The sequence below is a fragment of the Thermus sp. 2.9 genome (assembly GCF_000794385.1).
Lineage (GTDB): Bacteria > Deinococcota > Deinococci > Deinococcales > Thermaceae > Thermus > Thermus thalpophilus.
The window spans coordinates 31,387-52,131 of record NZ_JTJB01000035.1 but is presented as its reverse complement, the minus strand read 5'-3'; the positions used below and the strand labels follow the sequence as shown (position 1 = coordinate 52,131).

20 protein-coding genes and 1 pseudogene are annotated in these 20,745 nt (G+C 67.4%); 9 read left to right on the top strand and 12 right to left on the bottom strand.

Going from position 1 to position 20,745, the window contains the following annotated elements:
• Positions 1-5: 5 nt before the first annotated feature.
• The 5 genes from miaB to QT17_RS14750 form a co-directional block, all read right to left on the bottom strand.
• Complete coding sequence (miaB, locus tag QT17_RS08975; protein WP_039459223.1) at positions 6-1,328, bottom strand: tRNA (N6-isopentenyl adenosine(37)-C2)-methylthiotransferase MiaB; 1,323 nt, start codon at positions 1,326-1,328, stop codon at positions 6-8.
• Between the two features lie 69 nt (positions 1,329-1,397).
• The gene (locus QT17_RS08970; RefSeq protein ID WP_039459221.1) at positions 1,398-2,393 is read right to left on the bottom strand and encodes an alpha-ketoacid dehydrogenase subunit beta; all 996 of its coding nucleotides are present in this window, start codon (positions 2,391-2,393) and stop codon (positions 1,398-1,400) included.
• A complete protein-coding gene (gene pdhA / locus QT17_RS08965; RefSeq protein ID WP_039459219.1) occupies positions 2,387-3,427 on the bottom strand; it encodes a pyruvate dehydrogenase (acetyl-transferring) E1 component subunit alpha in 1,041 nt (346 codons plus the stop codon). Before pdhA ends, QT17_RS08970 begins: the two co-directional genes overlap by 7 nt.
• Positions 3,417-4,541: a pyridoxal phosphate-dependent aminotransferase gene (locus QT17_RS08960; RefSeq protein ID WP_039459365.1), complete on the bottom strand. Its 1,125-nt coding sequence runs from the start codon at positions 4,539-4,541 to the stop codon at positions 3,417-3,419. The genes pdhA and QT17_RS08960 overlap by 11 nt, the downstream gene beginning before the upstream one ends.
• A gap of 20 nt (positions 4,542-4,561) precedes the next feature.
• The gene (locus QT17_RS14750) at positions 4,562-5,299 is read right to left on the bottom strand and encodes an ABC transporter ATP-binding protein (protein ID WP_304412962.1); all 738 of its coding nucleotides are present in this window, start codon (positions 5,297-5,299) and stop codon (positions 4,562-4,564) included.
• A gap of 350 nt (positions 5,300-5,649) precedes the next feature.
• Here QT17_RS14750 and QT17_RS13390 point away from each other — a divergent pair.
• Both QT17_RS13390 and QT17_RS08950 read left to right on the top strand, forming a co-directional pair.
• A pseudogene (locus QT17_RS13390) lies at positions 5,650-5,865 on the top strand (CopG family transcriptional regulator); the annotation flags it as partial.
• On the top strand, positions 5,862-6,257 hold the full coding sequence (locus QT17_RS08950; protein ID WP_039459218.1) for a PIN domain-containing protein: 396 nt from the start codon (positions 5,862-5,864) through the stop codon (positions 6,255-6,257). The pseudogene QT17_RS13390 and the gene QT17_RS08950, both read left to right, overlap by 4 nt.
• Here the strand turns inward: QT17_RS08950 and tpiA are convergent.
• The 3 genes from tpiA to gap are packed head-to-tail and all read right to left on the bottom strand — an operon-like array spanning position 6,254 to position 9,228.
• Entirely contained in the window at positions 6,254-7,006 is a 753-nt protein-coding gene (tpiA, locus tag QT17_RS08945; protein ID WP_039459215.1) for a triose-phosphate isomerase, read from the bottom strand. The genes QT17_RS08950 and tpiA overlap by 4 nt on opposite strands.
• Positions 7,007-7,062: 56 nt before the next feature.
• Complete coding sequence (gene pgk / locus QT17_RS08940) at positions 7,063-8,232, bottom strand: phosphoglycerate kinase (protein ID WP_039459213.1); 1,170 nt, start codon at positions 8,230-8,232, stop codon at positions 7,063-7,065.
• The gene (gene gap / locus QT17_RS08935) at positions 8,233-9,228 is read right to left on the bottom strand and encodes a type I glyceraldehyde-3-phosphate dehydrogenase (protein WP_039459210.1); all 996 of its coding nucleotides are present in this window, start codon (positions 9,226-9,228) and stop codon (positions 8,233-8,235) included.
• 186 nt (positions 9,229-9,414) lie between these two features.
• On the opposite strand from gap, the gene QT17_RS08930 reads away from it, so the two are divergent.
• Complete coding sequence (locus QT17_RS08930; protein ID WP_039459208.1) at positions 9,415-10,020, top strand: biotin transporter BioY; 606 nt, start codon at positions 9,415-9,417, stop codon at positions 10,018-10,020.
• Positions 10,021-10,728 carry a carbon-nitrogen hydrolase family protein gene (locus QT17_RS08925; protein WP_039459205.1) on the top strand — a complete coding sequence of 236 codons (708 nt, stop codon included), beginning with the start codon at positions 10,021-10,023 and terminating at the stop codon, positions 10,726-10,728. It begins immediately after the preceding gene.
• Here QT17_RS08925 and QT17_RS08920 read toward each other — a convergent pair.
• Together QT17_RS08920 and QT17_RS08915 are read right to left on the bottom strand one after the other, a co-directional pair.
• Positions 10,725-11,135: a hypothetical protein gene (locus tag QT17_RS08920; RefSeq protein WP_039459203.1), complete on the bottom strand. Its 411-nt coding sequence runs from the start codon at positions 11,133-11,135 to the stop codon at positions 10,725-10,727. The two genes, QT17_RS08925 and QT17_RS08920, sit on opposite strands and share 4 nt — an antisense overlap.
• A complete protein-coding gene (locus QT17_RS08915) occupies positions 11,132-12,490 on the bottom strand; it encodes an O-antigen ligase family protein (RefSeq protein ID WP_235283866.1) in 1,359 nt (452 codons plus the stop codon). The genes QT17_RS08920 and QT17_RS08915 overlap by 4 nt, the downstream gene beginning before the upstream one ends.
• A 180-nt stretch (positions 12,491-12,670) precedes the next feature.
• On the opposite strand from QT17_RS08915, the gene QT17_RS08910 reads away from it, so the two are divergent.
• Genes QT17_RS08910 through bshA form a run of 4 tightly spaced genes read left to right on the top strand, consistent with a single transcriptional unit; the run spans position 12,671 to position 16,428 of the window.
• A complete protein-coding gene (locus tag QT17_RS08910; protein ID WP_014628970.1) occupies positions 12,671-13,516 on the top strand; it encodes a transposase in 846 nt (281 codons plus the stop codon).
• A gap of 34 nt (positions 13,517-13,550) precedes the next feature.
• Positions 13,551-14,171, top strand: a complete 621-nt coding sequence (locus QT17_RS08905; protein WP_039459201.1) for a hypothetical protein — start codon at positions 13,551-13,553, stop codon at positions 14,169-14,171.
• Positions 14,168-15,274, top strand: a complete 1,107-nt coding sequence (locus tag QT17_RS08900) for an LptF/LptG family permease (RefSeq protein ID WP_039459196.1) — start codon at positions 14,168-14,170, stop codon at positions 15,272-15,274. Before QT17_RS08905 ends, QT17_RS08900 begins: the two co-directional genes overlap by 4 nt.
• A 56-nt stretch (positions 15,275-15,330) precedes the next feature.
• Complete coding sequence (bshA, locus tag QT17_RS08895; protein WP_039459193.1) at positions 15,331-16,428, top strand: N-acetyl-alpha-D-glucosaminyl L-malate synthase BshA; 1,098 nt, start codon at positions 15,331-15,333, stop codon at positions 16,426-16,428.
• A gap of 21 nt (positions 16,429-16,449) precedes the next feature.
• On the opposite strand, the gene lon is transcribed toward bshA, so the two are convergent.
• On the bottom strand, positions 16,450-18,864 hold the full coding sequence (gene lon, locus QT17_RS08890; protein WP_039459190.1) for an endopeptidase La: 2,415 nt from the start codon (positions 18,862-18,864) through the stop codon (positions 16,450-16,452).
• A 114-nt stretch (positions 18,865-18,978) separates the two neighbouring features.
• Between lon and QT17_RS08885 the strand changes: the two genes are divergently transcribed.
• Complete coding sequence (locus QT17_RS08885) at positions 18,979-19,803, top strand: DUF1517 domain-containing protein (protein ID WP_039459187.1); 825 nt, start codon at positions 18,979-18,981, stop codon at positions 19,801-19,803.
• A gap of 8 nt (positions 19,804-19,811) precedes the next feature.
• Here the strand turns inward: QT17_RS08885 and QT17_RS08880 are convergent, their stop codons facing one another.
• Positions 19,812-20,744: an L-lactate dehydrogenase gene (locus tag QT17_RS08880; RefSeq protein ID WP_039459359.1), complete on the bottom strand. Its 933-nt coding sequence runs from the start codon at positions 20,742-20,744 to the stop codon at positions 19,812-19,814.
• Position 20,745 lies beyond the last annotated feature (1 nt).

The following is a 20,745-nucleotide window of genomic DNA, read 5'->3' as shown; positions in this document are numbered from 1 at the left end:
CCTCCTTAGGCCACGGGCAGGGGGATGGGCGCGGGCTCCCGGGCCCCCACCACCTCGCCGAAGAGGAGGTGGGGCGTGGCCTGCTTGATCTCCACTTGGTACAGCCCGGGGGTGGGGGCCTGGGCCGCAGGGATCAGGACCGGGTGGTTCCCCCGGTCGTGCCCTTGGACGAAGCCCTCCTCCTTGGCCTCGCCCCGCACCAGGACCTCCACGGTCTTCCCCACCCATTCCAGGTTACGGCGGTAGCTCCACTCCTTTTGCTTTTCAATGAGCCGCTGTAGCCTTTCCACCTTCACCTCCCGGGGCAGGTCCTGGAAGTGCTTGTAGGCGGGGGTGCCGGGGCGGGGGGAGTAGATGAACATATAGGCCTGGTCGTAGCCCACCTCGTCGTAGAGGGAGAGGGTTTCTTGGAAGTCCTCCTCGGTTTCCCCAGGGAACCCCACGATGATGTCCGTGGAGAGCACGGCGTCGGGCAGGACCTCCCGGATGCGCCGGATCCGCTCCAGGTAGTGGGCCCGGCGGTACTCCCGGGCCATGCGCCGCAGCACCCGGTCGGAGCCCGACTGCACGGGGAGGTGGATGTAGCGGCAGATGCTGGGGGTTTCGGCGATGGCCTCGAGGATGTCGTCCGTGAAGTTCACGGGGTGGCTGGTGAGGAAGCGCACCCGGGGGATACCCATCCGCCCCACCATGCGCAAAAGCTCGGCGAAGCTGGGGTAGCCCGGCTGGTCCTTGCCGTAGGAGTTCACGTTCTGGCCCAGGAGGGTGATCTCCACCACCCCCGCCTGCCTTAGGAGCTCAATTTCCCTCAGGATCAGGTCCGGGTGGCGGGAAACCTCGGGGCCCCGGGTGGTGGGCACGATGCAGTAGGTGCAGTGGTGGTTGCACCCCCGGATGATGCTCACATGGGCGGAAAGGGCCCCCTTGGGGGGTGGGGGGATGTAGTCCAGGAGGTCGTCCCGGAAGGTGAGGTCATAGAAGCGCTCGTTTTGCTTCAGGGCCTCGGGCAAGGAGGTGAGGGCCCCCGGGCCCAAGAGGATGTCCACCCCGAACTTCTTGGCCATCTGCTGGCCCTCGTCCAGCTGAGCCAAGCAGCCCATCATGCCGATGAGGAGGCCCCGCCTTTCCTTCTCCTTGCGGAGCTGGCCCAAAAGGGAGCGCACCTTCTCCACGGGCTTGCCCCGCACGGCGCAGGTGTTCACCAAGACGAAGTCCGCCTCCTCCACCGTGTCCACCAGCTCCCACCCCAGGCTCACCAGCTCGCTGGCCACCAGGTGGGAGTCGTACTCGTTCATCTGACATCCGTAGGTGATGATGTGCGCGCGCATACGCCTCCCAGGGCTCCCGGGGGGATCCCGGACCCTGCGCTCCCCAGTGTAGCAGCCCGTAAGCCGCCCTTAGTAGCGAAGCACCCGGCGCAAGGCGGCGAAGACCCGGCGGGCACCGGGACGGTAAAGGTGTTCAATGGCGCTGAAGGGCGGGTAGGGCGCGTCGTACCCCGCCACCCGCACCACGGGAGCCTGGAGGTAGTCTATGGCCCCCTCGGCGATGCGGGCAGCGATCTCCGCCCCGAAGCCCCCGGTGCGCATGGCCTCGTAGACCACGATGGCCCGGCCCGTCTCCTTCACGGCGGAAAGGAGGGTATCCTCGTCCAGGGGCACCAGGGTCTCCAGGTCCACCACCATCACCTCCACCCCCTCCTTGGCCGCCACCTCCGCCGCCTCCAGCATCACCTCCACCATGCCCCCGTAGCCGATGAGGGTGGCGGCCTTCCCTTCCCGCAGGATGCGGGCCTTGCCCAGGGGAAGGGTGTAGTAGCCCTCGGGGACCTCCGCCCTTGCACCCCGGTAGAGCTTGATGGCCTCGAGGAAAAACACGGGGTCCGGGTCCTCAATGGCCGCAAGGAGAAGCCCCTTCGCCCGTTCCGGGCTGGAGGGGATGACCACCTTCACCCCCGGGGTGTGGCAGAGGATGGCCTCCGGGGAGTCGGCGTGCTGCTCGGGGGTGTGAACCCCACCGCCATAGGGGGCCCGCACCACCAGGGGAAGCCCCACCCGGCCCCGGCTCCGGTGCCGCCAGCGGCCCAGGTGGGAGAGGATCTGGTCCAAGGCGGGGTAGAGGAAGCCGGCGAACTGGATCTCCGCCACCGGGCGCATCCCGCCCATGGCGAGACCGATGGCCAGGCCCAGGATGCCGCTTTCCGCCAAGGGGGTGTCAAAGACCCGGTTCTCCCCGTACTTCTCCTGTAGCCCCTCCGTGACCCGGAACACCCCCCCAAGCCGCCCCACGTCTTCCCCAAAGACCAGGACCCGCTCGTCCCGGGCCAGGGCCAGGTCCAAGGCCTCGTGGATGGCCTGGACCAGGTTGAGGACGCGCGTCTTCTCCTTCACCATACCTCCTCCACGTGAAGGCCTTGGCGCAAGGCCTCCCAAGCCCGCCTCTGGTCCGGCCCCATATCGGCATAGACGTGCTCCACGATCTCCTCGGGCCGGGGTTCGGGGGCGCTGTCCGCCCGGGCGAGCTCCCGCTCAAACTCCTCTTCCAGCTCCTGAAGAAGCGCCCTTTCCCTTTCCTCGCCCCAAAGCCCCTTTTCCTCCAGGGCCTTCCGCAGGCGAAGCACGGGGTCTTTTCGCCGCCAGGCCTCCTCCTCCTCCTTGGAGCGGTAGCGGGAGGGGTCATCGGAGGTGGTGTGGGGGGCGAGGCGGTAGGTGAGGGCCTCGAGGAGGGTGGGGCCTTCCCCCTTCCGCGCCCTCTCCACCGCCTTCTTGGCCTCGAGGTAGACGGCGAAGGCGTCGTTCCCGTCCACCACCACCCCCTCCATCCCGTAGCCCTCCGCCCTTTGGGCGATGTACTCCACCCGCATCTGCCGGCTCTTGGGAACGCTGATGGCGTAGCCGTTGTTCTGCACCAAAAAGAGGACCGGGGCCTGGAACACGGCGGCGAAGTTGAGCCCCTCGTGGAAGTCCCCCTCGCTCGTCCCCCCATCCCCGATGCTCGTGGCCACCACCCAGTTCTCCCCCCGGTGGCGCCCCGCCAAGGCCAGGCCCACCGCCTGGGGGATCTGGGTGGCGATGGGGATGTAGGGGTTCACCGCCCGCACCCCCTCGGGAAAGCGCCAGCCCGCGGGGTGCGCCCGCCAATAGAGGAGGAGGGTGTGGATGGGAAGCCCCCGGGCGAGGAGCAGGGCGCTTTCCCGGTAGCTGGGCACCACCCAGTCCCCCTCCCCCAGGGCCAAGGCCACCCCCACCTGGGCCGCTTCCTGCCCCATGAAGGGGGCGTACACCCCAAGCCGCCCCTGCCGTTGCAGGGTCATGGCCTTCTCGTCAAAAAACCGGGCCCGCCGCATGGCCCGGTAGAGGGCGAGGGCCTCCTCCGCCCCCAGGGGGAACTCTCCCCGATCTAGGTACCGCACCACCTTAGGCTTCACGGGGGGAGTTTACCACACGCCCAAGCCGCTCCAGGGCTAAGGTTAGCTCCTCCTCGCTCTTGCAAAAGGCGAAGCGGAAGAGGTAAGGGGGTGGGTCCTCCCGGTAGAAGGCGGAGGCGGGGATTAAGGCCACCCGCGCCTCCCGCACGAGCCAGAAAGCGTCAAAGCCCGGAAGCTCCGCCATGAGGAAGTAGGTGCCTTCAGGGGGATAGACCCTTAGCCCCAAAGACCTTAGGCCCGCCAAGAGGAGGTCCCGCCGCTTCCGGTAGCTTTCCCGCAGGGCCTCGTAGTACCCCTCCTTTCGCGCCACCCGCAAGGCCTCCGCCACCCCCGCCTGCAAGGGGGTGGGGGCGGAAAAGCTCGTCCACTGGCGCATCCCCGCCAGGGTGGGCATGAACTCCGCCGGCCCCACGATCCAACCCACCCGGTAGCCCGTGGCCTCGAGGCGCTTCCCCGCACTCCCCACGGTGAAGGTGCGCTCGGGGGCAAACTCCCCGAGGCGCCTTGGCCTTTCGCCGAAGTAGAGCTCGTCGTAAACCTCGTCGGAGACCAAAAAGAGCTGGTATTTGCGGGCCAAGGCAGCAATGGCCTTCAGCGCCTCCTCCCCGAAGACCAGGCCCGTGGGGTTCATGGGGGTGTTGAGGAGAATGGCCCGGGTCCTTTGGGTGACGGCCCTTTCCAAGGCGGCGAGGTCTAAGCGGAAGCCCTCCGGGGTTAGGTCCAGGCGCACGAGCCGCGCCCCCGCCCCCGCTAGAAAGGCGTCGGGCAGGTAGACGTCAAAAAAGGGCTCCAGGACCACCACCTCCTCCCCCGGGCCAGCGAGGCTCTGCAGGAGGACGTAAAGGGCCTCCGTGGCCCCCGAGGTCACCACCACGCCCTCCGGGGAAACGCCAAACTCCTCCGCCAAGGCCTCCCGCAGGAGGGGAAGCCCCGCCGGGGGGGCGTACTGGTCGTACCGGCCCAAAGCCTTGCGCACCGCCTCCAGCAGGAAAGGGGGCGGGGGGTTAGAGGGAAAGCCCTGCCCCAGGTTCACCGCGCCAAGCTCCCTTGCCAGGGCGCTCATCTTGGGGAAGATGCTCTCCTTGGCCACCTCGGTGCGGGGGTGGAGGCGCATGGAGATAGGGTAGCGCAAAGTTATGCGCTGGGGAAAGGGCTGGCCTCCCCGAAGAGGTGAAGGAAGAGGGCCTCCAAGCTCGGCGTCCCCCTGGAGACCTCGAGGACCTCCACGGGGAGCGTACCCAAAGCCTCCCGCAGCGCCTCCCACGGCCCCAGGAAGAAGAGGACCTCGGGGCCTTCCGCGCTCCAGCCAGGGCCTAAGGCTTTGAGAAGGACCTCCGCCTTGGGCCCGGCGAGGCGCACCCGGTACCCCTCCCCGGCCCAGTCTAGGAGGAGGGCCCGGGTGGGGCCTTGCCGCCGCACCTCTCCCCGGTGGAGGAAGGCCACCCGGTCGCTCACCCGCTCCACCACCTCCAGGTCGTGGGAGGTGAGGAGGATCCCCCACCCCTCTTTCTTGAGCTCCAAGAGGATGCCCTCAAACTCCCTCCGGCTCACGGGGTCCAGGCCCAGGGTGGGTTCGTCCAGGAGGAGGAAGCGGGGCTTGAGGGCGAGGGCCAGGGCCAGGGCTGCCTTCTGCTGCATGCCCCGGGAGAGGGAAGCGAGGGGGGCGTGGAGGCGGTCCTTTAGGCCGAAGCGCTCCAGCCAGGCCTCAAACCGGGGGCGGACTTCCTTTGGGGCAAGCCCCCGGATGCCCCCGAAGTAGAGGGCGTTCACCAGGAGGCTCAGGTTGACGTAGAGGTTGCGGCTTCCTTCCAGGAGGACGCCAAACTCGTGGCCCTGGGGCCTGCGCCGCGCCCCGCCCTCCTCCAAGACCACCTCCCCGGCGTCGGGAGGAGGAGGCCGAGGATGACCTTGATGAGGGTGGTCTTGCCCGCCCCGTTGGGGCCCAAAAGGCCCAGGATTTCCCCGGTTCTAAGCTCCAGGTGGACCCCTTTTAAGGCTTCCAGCCTGCCGAAGCAGGCTGAGGACAGGGGCCAGGGGGCTTGCCGGGAACTTCAGGGCCACGGGACCATTTTAGCCAGCTGCCAACCCCCATGGGCTGGCTCTCTTGGAGTTCTTGAGGAAGAACTGCTCCCAGTCTCGCTAGGGTTGACCGACCGTGGTCCTTTCGGATCCCACAGATGTGATGCCGACCACATGTGGCGTAAAGTGAAGGCAGGGAGAAGACAACCCTCTACCTCCCTCCTGAGCTTCACCGGGCCCTAAAGGAAGCTGCGCGGCGGGAGGGCAAAAGCCAGGCAGAGCTCATCCGGGAGGCCTTGGCCGCCTACCTTGCCCAGCGTCAAAGACCCACCTTTCGTTCCTTAGGCGTGGGCGAGGACGAGGAACTCTCTGGGCGCACCTCCGAGGGGTGGCTGGCAAGGGCCTGGCTTGAGCGATGATCACCCTGGACACCTCCGCCCTCTTCGCCCTCCTGAACCGGAAGGACCCGGACCACGGCCGCGTCAAGGCGCTCCTTCTTTTTGATCCTGGTCCCTACCTGGTGCCTATGGGCATCCTCGCCGAGATCGCCTACCTCGTGGAAAGGCGCCTGGGCCTTGCGGCCCTCGAGGCCCTCCTCCAAGACCTCGAGGCCGGGGCCTTCTCCCTGGAGTGCGGGGAAAAGGACCTGCCCCGGGTCAGGGCACTCGTGACCCGGTACCGGGACCTGCCCTTAGGCTTGGCCGATGCCGCGGTCGTCGCCGTGGCGGAGCGGAGTGGGGGCCTGGTTTTAAGCCTGGACCGGCACTTTCACGTGGTGGCGGAGGAGGGCACCATCCGGGTACTCCCCTAACCCGCGATCCGGAGGAGGGCAAGGAAGCTCTCCAGCTCCAGGCTCGCCCCACCCACCAGCCCCCCGTCCACGTTGGGCATGGAAAGGAGGTGGGCGAAGTTCTTGGGGTTCACGCTTCCCCCATAGAGGATGCGCACCCGCGCAGCGAAGCCCTCCCCGTACCGCTCCGCCAGGGCTTGGCGGATGGCCTGGTGCATGGCCTCGGCGTCCTCGGGGGTGGCGTTTTGGCCGGTGCCGATGGCCCACACCGGCTCGTAGGCGATGACGAGCCGCTCGGGGGAAGGGGGCTCCACCCCCTCGAGGCTTCCCCGAAGCTGGGCCAAGGTGTAGGGCACCGCCTCGCCCCTTTCCCGCACCTCCAAGGGCTCCCCCACGCAGAGGATGGGGGTGAGGCCCTCCTCCAGAAGCCTTTTGGCCTTCTCCGCCACCAGGGCGTCCGTCTCCCCGTGGTGGCGCCGCCTTTCCGAGTGGCCCACGATGGCGTAACGGCACCCCAGGTCGGCGAGCATCCGGGCTGAGACCTCCCCCGTGTAGGCCCCTTCCCGGTGAGCGGAGACGTCCTGGGCCCCGTAGGCCACCTGGCTCCCCAAGAAGACCTCCTTGGCGGCGGGGAGCATGGGGTAGGCGGGAAGAAGGGCCACTTCCGACTGCAAGGGGGGAAGGAGCCTCTTCAGCTCAGCGAACCAAACCCGGGCCTCCGAAGGGACCTTGTGCATCTTCCAGTTGCCCGCCACCAGTACCCGGCGCATGGGGCCATCATAGCGAAAACCCCGCCCCCACGAAGGGGGGCGGGGAGGAGGCAACCCTACTCCAGGACCTCAATCCCGGGAAGCGTGCCCTTCTCCAAGAACTCCAGGCTGGCCCCGCCCCCGGTGGACACGTGGCTGAAGCGCTCCTTGAGCCCCAGGCGGTTCACCGCCGCCACCGAGTCGCCCCCGCCCACCACGGTGAAGGCGCCCTCGAGGGTGGCGATGGCCCGGCCCACGCTCAAGGTCCCCTGGTCAAAGGGGGGCACCTCAAAGACGCCCATGGGCCCGTTCCAAAACACCGTCTTGGCCCCCTTCAGGGCCTCGGCGAAGGCGGCTTGGGTCTTGGGGCCGATGTCCAGGCCCATGTAGGGCACGGGGATGGCGTCCCCGGGATAGACCTGGGTTTTTGCCCCCGGGGCTATCTCCGTGGCCGCCACCACATCCTGGGGCAGGTGGACCTTCACGCCCAAGCCCTCCGCCCGGGCCAAAAGGTCCCGGGCCAGGTCCAGGCGGTCCTCCTCCACCAGGCTCTTCCCCACCTCGCCCCCCAAGGCCCTGAGGAAGGTGAAGGCCATGGCCCCCCCGATGAGGAGGCGGTCAACGCGGGGAAGGAGGCTTTCAATGACCCCGATCTTGTCGGAAACCTTGGCCCCGCCCAGGACCACGGCGTAGGGGCGCTCAGGGTTTTGCAAAAGACGGGAAAGCGCCCGCACCTCCTTTTCCATGAGGAAGCCGGCGTAGGCGGGAAGGTGCCGCGCCACCCCCACCACGCTGGCGTGGGCCCGGTGGGCGCTCCCAAAGGCGTCCAGGACGAAGGCGTCCCCAAGCCGGGCGTAGCGGGCGGCCAGCTCGGGGTCGTTGTTTTCCTCCCCCGGCTCAAAGCGGACGTTTTCCAGGAGAACCACCTCGCCTGGCCCCAAGGCCCGCACCGCCTGGTAGGCCTCCTCGGAACCGGGGCTATGGGGTACAAAGCGCACCCCGGGAAGGTGGTGGGCCAAGGCCTCGGCCACGGGGGCCAGGGAATACTTGGGGTCACGCCCCTTGGGCCGGCCCAGGTGGGAGAGGAGGACCAAGGAAGCCCCCCCGGCGAGGAGGTGACGCAGGGTGGGGAGGCTTTCCTGGATGCGGGTTTCGTCCTGGACCACCCCCCCTTGGATGGGGACGTTGTAGTCCACCCGCACCAGAACCCGCTTCCCCCTGGGGTCCAGGTCGCGCAGGGTGCGCATCTAGACCCCCTTCTTCAGGACGAGCTCCACCAGGTCCGCCACCCGGTTGGCGTAGCCCCACTCGTTGTCGTACCAGGCGAAGACCTTCACCAGGTTGCCGATGGCCTTGGTGAGCTTGCCGTCCACGATGGAGGAGTGGGGGTCCATGACGATGTCCTGGAGGACGATCTCGTCCTCGGTGTAGGCCAGGATCCCCTTGAGGGCACCTTCCGCCGCCGCCTTTAGCGCGGCGTTCACCTCCTCCGCCGTCACCTCCCGCTTGAGGAGGGCGGTGATGTCGGAGATGCTCCCCGTGGCGGTGGGCACCCGGAGGGCGGTGCCGTCAAACCGCCCTTTGAGGGAAGGGAGGACCAAGGCCGTGGCCTTGGCCGCCCCGGTGGTGGTGGGGATGATGTTGATGGCGGCGGCCCGCGCCCGCCTGAGGTCCTTGTGGGGCAGGTCCAGGACGCGCTGGTCGTTGGTGTAGGAGTGGACCGTGGTCATGAGGGCCTTCTCCACCCCGAAGGCCTCCTCCAACACCTTCATCACGGGGGCCAGGGAGTTGGTGGTGCAGGAGGCGTTGGAGAGGATGTGGTGCTTGGCGGGGTCGTAGGCCTCGTGGTTCACCCCCATGACGATGGTGATGTCCTCCCCCTTGGCGGGGGCGGTGATGATCACCTTCTTGGCCCCGGCCTCGAGGTGGGCCTTGGCCTTGTCAGCGTCGGTGAAGACCCCGGTGGACTCCACCACCACCCCCACCCCCACCTCCTTCCAGGGAATCTCCTTGGGGTCCTTGATGGCGGTGGCCCGGATGGCCTTGCCGTTCACGTAAAGGTTTTCCTCGTCGTAGCCCACCTCCCCGGGAAAGCGGTGGTAGATGGAGTCGTACTTCAACAGGTGCGCCAGGGTGCGGTTGTCCGTGAGGTCGTTCACCAAGGCCACCTCCACGCCCCGGGTGTGCAGGATGCGAAAGACCTGGCGCCCAATGCGGCCGAACCCGTTAATCCCCACCTTCATGGTTCACCTCCTATTTGGAAGCCCTTCCAACCTCGCCATCCCAAGGCAAAGGGCTTGGGACGCCAAGGCAAAGAAGGCACGGCTCCAGTATACCCCTAGATCCTTAAGGCCCTGGGCCCGCACCGGTAAGACCCTTGACATGTAAACCCTTGGGCTATAGCGTGGTTGACGAACGAGGAGGTGCTTATGAAGACCGAAGCCCTGGCCTACACTCCTTTGGTCAAGACCCTTTGGCCCAAGCGCACCCTGGCCCGCGACCTAAGCCTCATCCTGGCGGGAAGCCTCTTCGTGGCCCTCACCGCCCAGGTGGCCATCCCCCTCCCCTTCACCCCCGTGCCCCTCACCCTTCAAACCTTGGGCATCCTCCTGGTGGGGGCGGCCTTGGGGAGCCGGCTCGGCTTCCTGGCCCTTTTGGCCTACCTCCTGGAAGGGGCCATGGGCCTTCCCGTCTTCGCCGGGGGCACGGGGGGCGTGGCCAGGATCCTGGGCCCCACGGGGGGTTTCCTCCTGGCCTTCCCCTTGGCGGCGGGCCTGGTGGGGCTTTTGGTGGAGCGGTTCGGCCTGGACCGGAGCTTTTTCGGCACCCTTTTGGCCATGCTCCTGGGGAACGCCCTCCTCTACCTGGTGGGGCTTCCCTGGCTCGGGGCCTGGCTTGTGGGGGTGGGCAAGTTCACGGGGATGGGAGGGCTTTTGGCCATGGGGCTCTTCCCCTTCCTCCCTGGGGACCTGGTGAAGGCGGTGCTCGCCGCCCTTCTCCTGCCCACAGCCTGGCGCTGTTTGGGCCGTAAGTAGATGCGCCTCGCCCTGGCCCACCTCGCCAAGCGGGATAGCCCAAAAGAACTCCTCCAAGCCCTCCGCCCCTTAGCCCAAGAAGCCCGGGCCGAAGGGGCGGGGCTTCTCCTCCTTCCCGAGCTCATCCTGGGCAGGCGGGAAAGCCCGGACCTGCCCGAAGCCTTGGCGGCGCTGGCGGGGGAGTTTGGCCTAAGGGTGGTGGCGGGTCTTCTTGCCGCGAGGGAAAACCGCCTCCAGGTCTTCCCCCAAGGCCCCATCTACGCCAAGGTCCACCTTTACCTCACGCCAGAAGAGGAAGGGGACGAAGGGCTCCTCCCCGGGCCGGGCCCGGTCCTCCTCCTCCACGAGGGCCGGACCTTGGGCCTCGCCCTCTGCTACGACCTGGACTTCCCCGAGCTCTTCCGCACCTACGCCCTCCTGGGGGCCCAGGCCTTTTTGGTGGGGGCCGCCTGGCCCGGGGCCTACGCCGAGCTCATGGAGGTCCTGGCCCGGGCCCGGGCGGCGGAAAACCAAGCCTACCTCCTCCTGGCGAGCCGGGCGGACACGGGAACCCCAAGCCTCTTTGTGGCCCCAGACGGGCGGGTCCTGGGCCGCAGGGAGGAGGAGGGCCTCCTCCTGGCCGAGCCGGACTGGGGCTTCCTCGAGGCCTACCGGGCCCGCTACCCCCTCCTGAAGCACCGGCGGGAGGAGGCTTACCGCCCCGCCTAAGGCTCCACCCTGAGCCCCCGCAGGAAGAGATTCCGGTCCTGGGGAGGTAGGTAAAGGTCGTCGGTAAAGGCCAGTACCACCACCCCGCGGCCCGAAATCTTCACCCGAAGCGTCTTTTTTCCCAGCACCTCCCCCTCCCAAAGCACCCGGTCCCCCTCCACCACCAGGGTATGAGGCCCCTTGCCCCGGGCGGGGGTGCCCTCGAGGTCCAAGACCAAGGTGGCGGGGCGGCACAAGGAGAGCTCCACCGCCCCCGTGGTCCAAAGCTCCGCCCGCTCGGGCAAGGGAGCCGGCCAGCAAGGGGCGAGGGGTACGGGATTGGGGTGAAAAGCCCGCTCCAAAGCGGTAGCCGCTAGCCCCAAGGCCAACCCAAGCCCCACCCCCCCTGCAAGCTCAACCCACCTCACCGCACCACCTCCCGTTCCAGCACGTAAACCGGCCGCTGCGCCAGGCGCCCCGGGGCGAAAAGGAACACCCGCAGGCGGTAGGTCCCAGGCGCCAGGCCCTCGGGAAGACGGAAAGCGATGGTCTGCCCCCCATCCCACTCCCACCCCACCCGGCGACACCCCTTAGCGCAAACCCACACCTGGACCCTATACCCTTCCCCCCCCACGAACCGTACCACCCCACCCTCCCGGCCCAAGGCGGCGTAGAGAAGGCGGGGGGCGGAGGGCAGGGGGGTGAGGGCCAAGTAGAAAAAGGGTAGGGCCCAAAGCAGGGTCACCCCCCCAGCCAAGCCCCAGGTGGCAGGTCCCGGCGCGCGGCGGGAAAGGGCGATGCCCCCTGCCAGGAAGAAGATCTCCCCACGGAAGGGGCTTGGGACATTAAAGGGGTTATCCACCATCCCCATGGCCACGTAGGCCAGGAGAAGGGAAAAGAGAAGCCCTTCCCCCCAGGCGGCGGCGAGGAAACCGCCCACCAGGAGGGCAAGCCCCAAAGCCCCCACCACCCCGCTTTCCCCCAGGGCGTGGAGGAGGTGGTTGTGGGCGAAGGTCCACAACCCCCCCCAGGGAACCAAGGCCTGGGGGCAGCGGAGGCCCTTGGCCTCGAGGAGGGGAAAGAGGAAGCAGTCCCCAAAAAGCACCCCCTTGAGGTAATCCCCCAGGAGGTAGGGCCCCACCCCGGTCCAAGGGTGGGCGGCGTAAACCTCGTAGGCCCTAAGCCAAACACCCTCCCGCCCGGAAAGGTGCCCCTGGAAAAACCGCTCCGTCACCGGGGTGTCCAAAAAGCCCGCGACGAAGAGGAGCAGCCCGGCAAGGCCCAGGGCCCAAAGCCCCCGCCCCCGGAAAAGAAGCCCCCCCGCCCCTCCCAGGAGGAGGCCCAGCATCCCCCCCCGGCTTCCCGAAAGGAGGAGGACCGCCCCCCCAAGGAGCCCCAGGAGGAGACGAAAGGGCCACGGGTAGCGCACGTAAAGGGCCAGGAACACCCCCACCGCCCCCATGAGCCCAAGCCCCACGGGGCTATGGAAGGGGTGCGTGAGGCGAACCTCTGCCATCTTGTCCCCATAGGCCCAGTAGGTGGCAACGAAGGCGGTGAGGTAGAGCAAGAAAAGCCCTACCCCCAACGGAGCCAAGGCCCGGCCGGGAAAACGCCTCCCCAGGGCCACCCCCACCCCCACGAGCCCAAATACGTAAAGGAGGCGGAAAAGGGCCAAGGGAAAGGCCAAGGGCTCGGGGGCAAAGAGGGATGGGAGGAGAAGGGAAAAAGCGTAAGCCACAAGGAGCCACAGGGAAAGCCGCGGGAGGAAGCGCAGCTCTTGCAAGAAGAAAGGGGCAAGCCAAGCCAAAAAAGGGAAAAGGGGCGCGAGGGCAACGCCTAGGCTAGGGTCAGGAAGCGCACGGGCTAAACTCTACCAAAACCTTGGGCTAACGTGGCGCTAAGGGAAATGCCTTCGTGTGCTACTTGATCTGGACCCTCGGGATGTGAAAAAAGAGGGGGTGCTATGCAGCAAGATCGTGAGCACCCCCTTTACTATCTTGACGCGGAAACCCTTCTGGTGGCTACCTACATTTGGGTGGATGACGAACTCAAGGCCTTGCAAGCTCAGGACTTCAAGCTCCCCCCAAAGCAAAAGCACCAGAAGGCTACCCTGGCCGAGCTCCTAACCCTCGCCATCTTTCTCCTTTTGCAAGGCCAAGACCTCGCCAAAGGCTACTTGGCCGCCAAGACCACCCTCAAGGCCTACTTCCCCTCCCTCCCCCACCTCTCCCGCTTCTACCGGGTCCTTCAGAAGGCCCAGGGGTTGTTGGCTCACCTGGCCATGAGGCTCTCTGGGGGACAAGGCCTCCTGCAGGTGGTGGACCTCAAGCCTATCCCCCTGGCCCACGGCCACCGCATCCACGGCCTCTCTCTTCCCGAGGCCGCGATGGGGGTAGGACCTCTGGGGGCTTTCGCGGGCTACGTCCTCATGCCAGTGATGAACGAGCGGGGTCTCTTCTTTCGTTGGGCCATTCTCCCCGGTAATGCCCGGGAGACCTGGGGGAGGGACCTGCTGGACGGTCTGCCCGCGGTCCTCGGGGACCGGGGCTTTCGTTGGGTCCAGGGAGTCAAGACACCACCCTATCGGGTCAGGGGAGGAAGGGTGGTGGAGACGGGGTGGAGAGGGTGGATGGGAAGGGTACGGAACTGGATAGAGACCCGCTTCAGCGTGATGGTGCGGTCTTTGGGGCTTCATCGGATAGAGGCCCGGTCCTACTGGGGGCTGGTGGCCCGGGTGAACCTCATCCTGCTTGTTCACAACCTCATACGTAGCCGGGTGCTTCTCAGGATGGCCGGGGTGGAGCTATGAGGTAGCACACGAAGGAATGGGATAAAGTGCTTCCATGAGAGGGCTTCTCCTCCCCCTTTTCCTCGGCCTCGCCCTGGCAGCCCGCTTCGCCACCTTTAGCGTGGAGCCAACTGGCCCCCAGCGGGTGGACCTGGACACCGGCGTCACCACCCTCCCCCAGGGAGGCGTCCTTGTGGACAACGAAAACGGCCTCCGCCTGAAGGGGAGCTACATTGAGTACAAGGAAGGGAGCTTCGTGCGGGCCAAAGGGGTGGAGCTCCTTTCCGGCAAGGAAACCTTTCAAGCCCAAAGCATGGAGCACGACATCCCCAAACAGGAGGCCCGCTTCCAAGGCCTGGTCTTCGCCAACGCCGACTTCAAGGGGCTACGGGCGGAAAGGGCCCTCGCCCTATTCGCCGAGGACGTGGTGGTCCTAAAGGGCAAGGTCCAGGCGGACAGCCCCAGGCTCCAGGCGGAAACCCTAGTGGTGGACCTCAAAGGGCGGGAAGCCCTGGCCTTGGGAAGCTTCACCTACCAAGAGGGTAAAGCCACCCTCCGGGGACAAGGGGCTTCCGCTAGGCTCCACCTCCGCTTCCAGAGCGGTAAGGTCCTGGCCTCCACCAGGGTACCCGAGGGAGCCTTGCGCCTTGTCGCCTACGCCAGCCGCCTCCCATGACCCTTTACCGCTACGTCCTGAGGGAAAGCCTCCCCGTCCTCTTCCTGGCCCTCCTTTTCCTCACCGCCGTGTACCTCTTCGGCTTCTTCTATGCCGGGGCCCGGTGGTTGGAAGGGGTGCCCCTACTGAAGGTCCTCCGCTGGCTTTCCTACCACGTGCCCGGGGTCTTGGTTCAGGTCTTCCCCATCGCCACCGTGGTGACCACGGTCCTGGTCTTCGGCCGGCTTTCGGCGGAGGGAGCCCAGTTCGCCCTCCTTTCGGGGGGCATCCCCCTCCACCGGGCCGCCCTACCCCTCCTGGTCGTGGGAGGAGCGCTCTCGGGAGCGGCCCTTTACCTCCAGGAGTACCTGGTGCCCCACTACAACGAGCGGGTGCGGGTGGCCTGGTGGGACGAGATCCACACCCAAGGGGCAGGGCTCCACCGGCTCGTGGGGCTCCAGATCCCCATCGGCAAGGGCAAGAGCCTTTACTTTGAGGGCTTTGACTGGCGGACCAAGGAAATGCTCCAGGTGAGGATTAGCGCCTTCCAGGGGGAAGAGGGCACCTTCCTCTTCGCTGAGCGTGGCCGGTGGGAGGGCAAGGTCATCACCCTGGAGGGTTATCGCTACTACCGGGTGGACTTTAAGGAGGTGCCGGGCCTGGAAGGGGCTGAGAACCTCCTCGGCCAGGTGCGCCGCGTCTTCAAGGTGGTGAGCCAAGGGCCCCTTTTGGAGGTGGAGTCGGACCTCTCCCGGTCCCGCGCCATCGCCGACTACGCCGACACCTTTAGCTTTGGCCAGGATAGCCTCTCCGAGGCCTGGAAGAAGGCGCGGGATCCCTTCCTGGCCCCCCTGGAGCGCTGGCGCGCCCGGCTGGAGTTCCACTCCAAGTTGGCCCTGCCCCTCGCCAACCTGGTCCTGGTCCTCCTGGCGGCGGCCATGGCCCTGCGCTATGGGAGGAGCACGGGGCTCGCCTTGGGGATGAGCGTGGTGTTGGCCCTCGCCTACTACGGGACCTTCTTCCTCGGGCGCTCTTTGGCGGGGATTGGGGCTTTACCCCCGGAGCTTGGGGCCTGGGGGGCGAACCTTCTCTTCTTAGCCTTGGGCGCGCGGGCCCTGCGCTAGACTTGGGGCATGGCCTCGAGGATTAGGCCAAGGAAACGAAGGGGAGGGCGCCCCGGGTGAGGCCCCTAAGGCTTGGCCTAGTGGCTTACCCGGGCCTGGGGGGAAGCGGCATCGTGGCCACGGAGCTCGCCCACCGCCTGGCCCGGATGGGCCACCAGGTTTACCTCTTCGCCACGGAGCGCCCCTTCCGCCTGCCCAAGGATAGCCCCGTGGCCTTCATCCCCGTGGACCTGCCCTTTTACCCCGTCTTCCCCGGGCCCCTTTACACCCTGTCCCTGGCGGGGACCTTGGAGCGGGAGGCCAAGCGGCTCGGGCTGGACCTCGTCCACACCCACTACGCCATCCCCCACGCCGCCGCTAGCTACCTGGGCTTGGGCGAGGGCTTTCCCCTGGTGCACACCCTCCACGGCACGGATGTTTCCGTTTTGGGCATGGACCCCGCCTTCCACGGGCCCACGAGGCGGGCCTTGCAGGCGGCCCAGGCCACCACGGCGGTGAGCCTGGCCTTGGCGAAGGAGGCGGAGAGGGCTTTTGGGGTAAAGCCCACGGTGATCCACAACGCCGTGGATCCCGAGCGCTTTTACCCGCGCCCGGAACGTAAGGGGCTCTACACCGAGGAGGGGGAGTGGCTTTTGGTGCACGCCTCCAACTTCCGGCCCATCAAGCGGGTGCCGGACATCGTGCGGGCCTTCGCCAAGGTGCGCCCCAAGGTCAAGGCGCGCCTCCTTCTTTTGGGCAAGGGCCCCGAGGAGGCGGAGGCCAGGCGGGTGGCGCGGGAGCTCGGGGTGGAGCCCTGGGTCACCTTCCACCCCCCCACGCCCCACCCCGAGGAGGTCCTGGGGGCGGCGGACCTCTTCCTCCTAGCCTCGGAGGAGGAGTCCTTTGGGCAGGCGGCCCTCGAGGCCCTGGCCTGTGGGGTGCCCGTGGTGGCCACGGCGGTGGGCGGGGTGCCGGAGCTCGTCCGGCCAGAGGTGGGAAGGCTGGTGGAGCTCGGGGACCTGGAGGGCTTCGCCGCGGCCATCCTGGAGCTTTTGGCCCACCCCGAGCTCCCCAAGATGCGGCGAAGGGCCCGGGAGTACGCCCAGGAGCGCTTTCACCCTGAGCGCATCACCCGGCAGTACCTGGAGGTGTACGAGAAGGCCCTGGGGAGCTAATCCCTCCAGGGCGCTGGGCCCTTAAGCGTGGGCCACGAGCTCCTTCTTGCGCCCTTTAGCCCTCGTCTTTTGGGCGCGGGCCTCGAGGGCCTTCAAGCCCCCCAAAAGGGCCAGGTCCAACACCTGGTCCAGGTGCTCCGCGAAGTGGAAGGTCATGTTCTGGCGCAAGGGGGCGGGGATGTCCGAGAGGTCCGCCTGGTTGGGCTTGGGCAGGATCACCTCGCGGATCCCGGCCCGCCGGGCCCCCAGGACCTTCTCCTTCACCCCGCCGATGGGCAGGACCCGCCCGGTGAGGGTGATCTCCCCGGTCATGGCGATATCGTGGCGCACGGGCACCTCCGTGAGGGCGGAAACCAAGGCGCTCACGATGGCCACCCCGGCGGAGGGCCCCTCCTTGGGAATGGCCCCGGCGGGCACGTGGATGTGGATGTCCGATTTCTCAAAGCGCTCCAAGGGGATGCCGAAGCGGAGGGCGTTCCTCTTGGCGTAGGAGAGCGCCGCCCGGGCCGACTCCTTCATCACGTCCCCCAGCTGCCCGGTGAGGATCAGGTTGCCCTTGCCGGGCATGACGGAAACCTCCACGAACATGATGTCCCCGCCCACGGGGGTGTAGTACATGCCCGTGGCCACGCCCACCTGCGGCTCCCGGGCCTCGGTCTCGGGAAGGAAGCGGGGCGGGCCCAGGTACTTCTCCAGGTCCTTTTCCGTGATGCGCACCCGCTTCTTGCCCTCCTCCAGGATCTGCCGGGCCGCCTTGCGCAAAAGGGCCCCGATCTCCCGCTCCAGCTGCCTCACCCCGGCCTCGCGGGTGTAGTGGGTGATGAGGCGCATGAGGGCGGCCTCCGTCACCACCACCTGCCCTTCGGCCAGGCCCGTTTCCCGAAGCTGCCGGGGCAGGAGGTAGCGCTTGGCGATCTCCAGCTTTTCCTGCTCAATGTAGCTGGTGAACTCAATGGCCTCCATGCGGTCCCAAAGGGGGGCGGGGATGTTCTGGGGGAAGTTGGCGGTGCAGATGAACATCACCTCGCTGAGGTCAAAGGGTACCCCCAGGTAGTGGTCCACGAACTCCTTGTTCTGGGCGGGGTCCAAGACCTCCAGGAGGGCCGCCGCCGGGTCCCCTTGGTAGGAGATGCCGAGCTTGTCCACCTCGTCCAGGAGGAAGACGGGGTTCTTGGTGCCCGCCTGCCGCAGGCCCTGGATGATCCGGCCGGGCATGGCCCCGATGTAGGTGCGGCGGTGGCCCCTTATGTCCGACTCGTCCCGCACGCCGCCCAAAGAGATGCGCACGTACTTGCGGCCCAGGGCCTCGGCGATGCTCTTGGCGATGGAGGTCTTCCCCACCCCGGGCGGCCCCACGAAGAGGAGGATGGGCCCCTTGTTCACCTCCTCCTCGGGAATCTCGCCCCTTTTAGCCCGTTCCGCCTTCAGCTTGCGCACCGCCAAGAACTCCAGGACCCGGTCCTTGACCTTCTCCAAGCCGTAGTGGTCCCGCTCCAGGATCTCCTTGGCCCGCTTGAGGTCCAGGTTGTCCTCCGTGCGCTTGTTCCAGGGGAGGTTGACGATCCAGTCCAAGTAGGTGCGGATGACGCTGGCCTCGGCGGAGTCGGGGTGCATGCGGGCGAAGCGGTTGAGCTCCCGCTCCACCTCCTGGCGCACCACCGGGGGCAGGTTGAGCTCCTCCACCTTCCTGCGAAACTCCTCCACCTCCTCTTCCCCTTCCTCCCCGTGGAGCTCCCGCTGGATGGCCTTCATCTGCTCCCGGAGGAAGTACTCCCGCTGGTTGCGGTCAATCTCCTCCTTGACCTGCTGCTGGATGCGCTTTTGCGTCTCGATGAGGTCCAGCTCCGCCTGCAAGAAGACCAGGACCCGCTTGAGCCGCTCCGCCACCTCCGCCGTTTCCAGGACCTTCTGCTTGTCCTCCAGGCGGAAGTCCATGTGGAAGGCGATGTAGTCGGCGAGCTGGGAAGGGTCCTCCAGGTTGAGGATGAACTGGACCACCTCCGGGGGCAGGTACCGCCCCTCCTTGAGGAGGGCCTGGAACTTGTCCTTCACCTCCCGCACCAGGGCCTTGACCAAGGTGGGGTCGCCGGGCTCGTCCGCCAGGACCACCCCCTTGGCCTCGAGGTGGTCCCCCAGGTCCAGCCACTCCGTCACCCGCACCCGGGCGAAGGCCTGCACCAGGACCTGGACGGAGCCGTCCGGGTTCTTGCGCATTTTCAGGATGTTGCAGGCGGTGCCCACCTCGTAGAGGTCGGAGGGCTTGGGGGCCTCCACCTCCTTGTCCTTTTGGCTCACGATGAGAAGCACCCGCTCCCGGGCCAAGGCCTCGTCAATGGCCCGGATGGAGATGGGCCGGCCCGCGTCAATGGGCATGACCATGGTGGGGTAGATGACCGACCCCCGCACGGGGCAGACGGGCAAGGTTTCTGGCAGCATGGTTTCCCTCCTTTGGCTCGTTTCGTCCATAGTCTAAGCCTACCTATGTCAAGTTTACTGCGAACTCCCATTTAGTGCAAAGGGTCCCGAGGCACAAGCGCTTATGCTAAGGCGGTGGCGCGGCTTTGGGTCCTCGTCCTCCTGTTGGGCCTGGCCTTGGGCCAGAAGAGCGGGGGCGGGGTGGGGGGGCGGCCCTACAGCCCAAGCCCCCCGCCCATGGCCCCCGGGCCCGCCCCCAGCTACCCGGTGCCGGTGCCCACCTACCCCGGCCCGGTGGTGGTCTACCCCGGGGGCGGGGGTAGCCTGGGCCTGGTACCGGTGGCGGTCTTCCTCGGTCTCGCCTTGGTGGCCTTCCTCATGGTGCGGGGGCTTAGGCAGGCGGGGGAAGGCCAGGGGGCCAGCGCCGCCCGCCTGCGCCTCGCCCTTTTGCAGCGGCCCGAGGTGCAAAGGGCCCTCAGGCGCCTGGCCGAGGAGGCGGACACCACCACGGCCAAGGGGCTTGCCGACCTCCTGGACGAGGCCGCCTTGCTCCTCTTAAGGGAGGAGCCCGCTTGGCGCTTCGCTCGCTACGAGGTGGAAAACGCCTCCGAGGAAGAGGCCTTGGCCCGCTTTGACGCCTGGATGCTGGAGGAGCGGAGCAAGTATGAGGAAACCTTCCGCCACTTTGAGGGGAAAAGGCAGGTGGCGGAGGCCTACCGGGCGAGGCCCGAGCCCGGGGGGCGCTACCTGGTGGTGAGCCTTCTCCTGGCGGACCGCAGGCCCCTCACCCCCAAGCGCCCCTTGGGCCGGGCGGGGGTGAAGGAGGCCCTTTTGGACTTGGCGGGGTCAAGCCCCTTCACCCTCCTCGCCTTCTACCTCTCCTGGACTCCGGAGCGTGAAGAAGAAGCCCTCACCGAGGAGGAGCTCCTCCTCCTCTACCCCGATCTGGAGAAAATCTGATCTTTACGTCAGAACCCCAGGGCGAAAGCCGCTTCTTTCAGAAGCCCTGCGCTTCGCCGCAAAGCCTCCCGCTCCTCGGGGTCTAAGGGCGGGTAAAGGGTTTCCTCCACGCCCTCCGCCCCCAGGATGCGGGGCAGGGCGAGGCTCACCTCCAAAACCCCCTCCACCTCTGCGGTGAAGGTGGCCACGGTGTAAACCCCCTTCTCGTCCGTGAGGATGGCCCGCACCAGACGGGCAAGCCCCGCCCCGATGCCGTAGTAGGTAGCCCCCTTGCCGGCGATGATGCGGTAGGCGGCGTGGCGCACCCCCTCGTCCACCGCCCGGCGCACCTTCTCCGTGAGGGGGCGGCCCCGGGCCTGGGCGAAGGCCTCGAGGGGAACCCCACCCACCTGGGCGCTGGACCAGACCAAAACCTCCGAGTCCCCGTGCTCCCCCACCACGTAGGCATGGATGGACTGGGGGGCCACCTTGAGGTGCTCCGCCAGAAGCGCCCGAAAGCGGGCCGTGTCCAGGATGGTCCCCGAGCCCACCACCCGGCCTGGGGGCAGGCCGGAGAGGCGGTAGGCCACCTGGGTCATCACGTCCACGGGGTTGGTGGCCACGAGAAGGATGGCCTCGGGGGCAGCGCGCACCACCTTGGGCACGATCTGGGCAAAGACCTGGGCGTTCCGGTCCAGGAGCTGGAGCCGCGTCTCCCCAGGCCGCTGCGCCACCCCCGCCGCCAGGATCACCACCTTGGCCCCCGCCAAGGCGGCGTAATCCCCTGGGCGCACCCAGACCGGGTGGGCGAAGGGCGTGGCGTGGAGGATGTCCTCCGCATGAGCCCGGGCCAAGGCCTCGTCCAGGTCCACCAGGACCACCTCCCGCGCCACCCCGAGCAGGGCCACGGCGTAGGCGGCGGCACTCCCCACCATGCCGGAACCCACAATGCCCACCTTCATG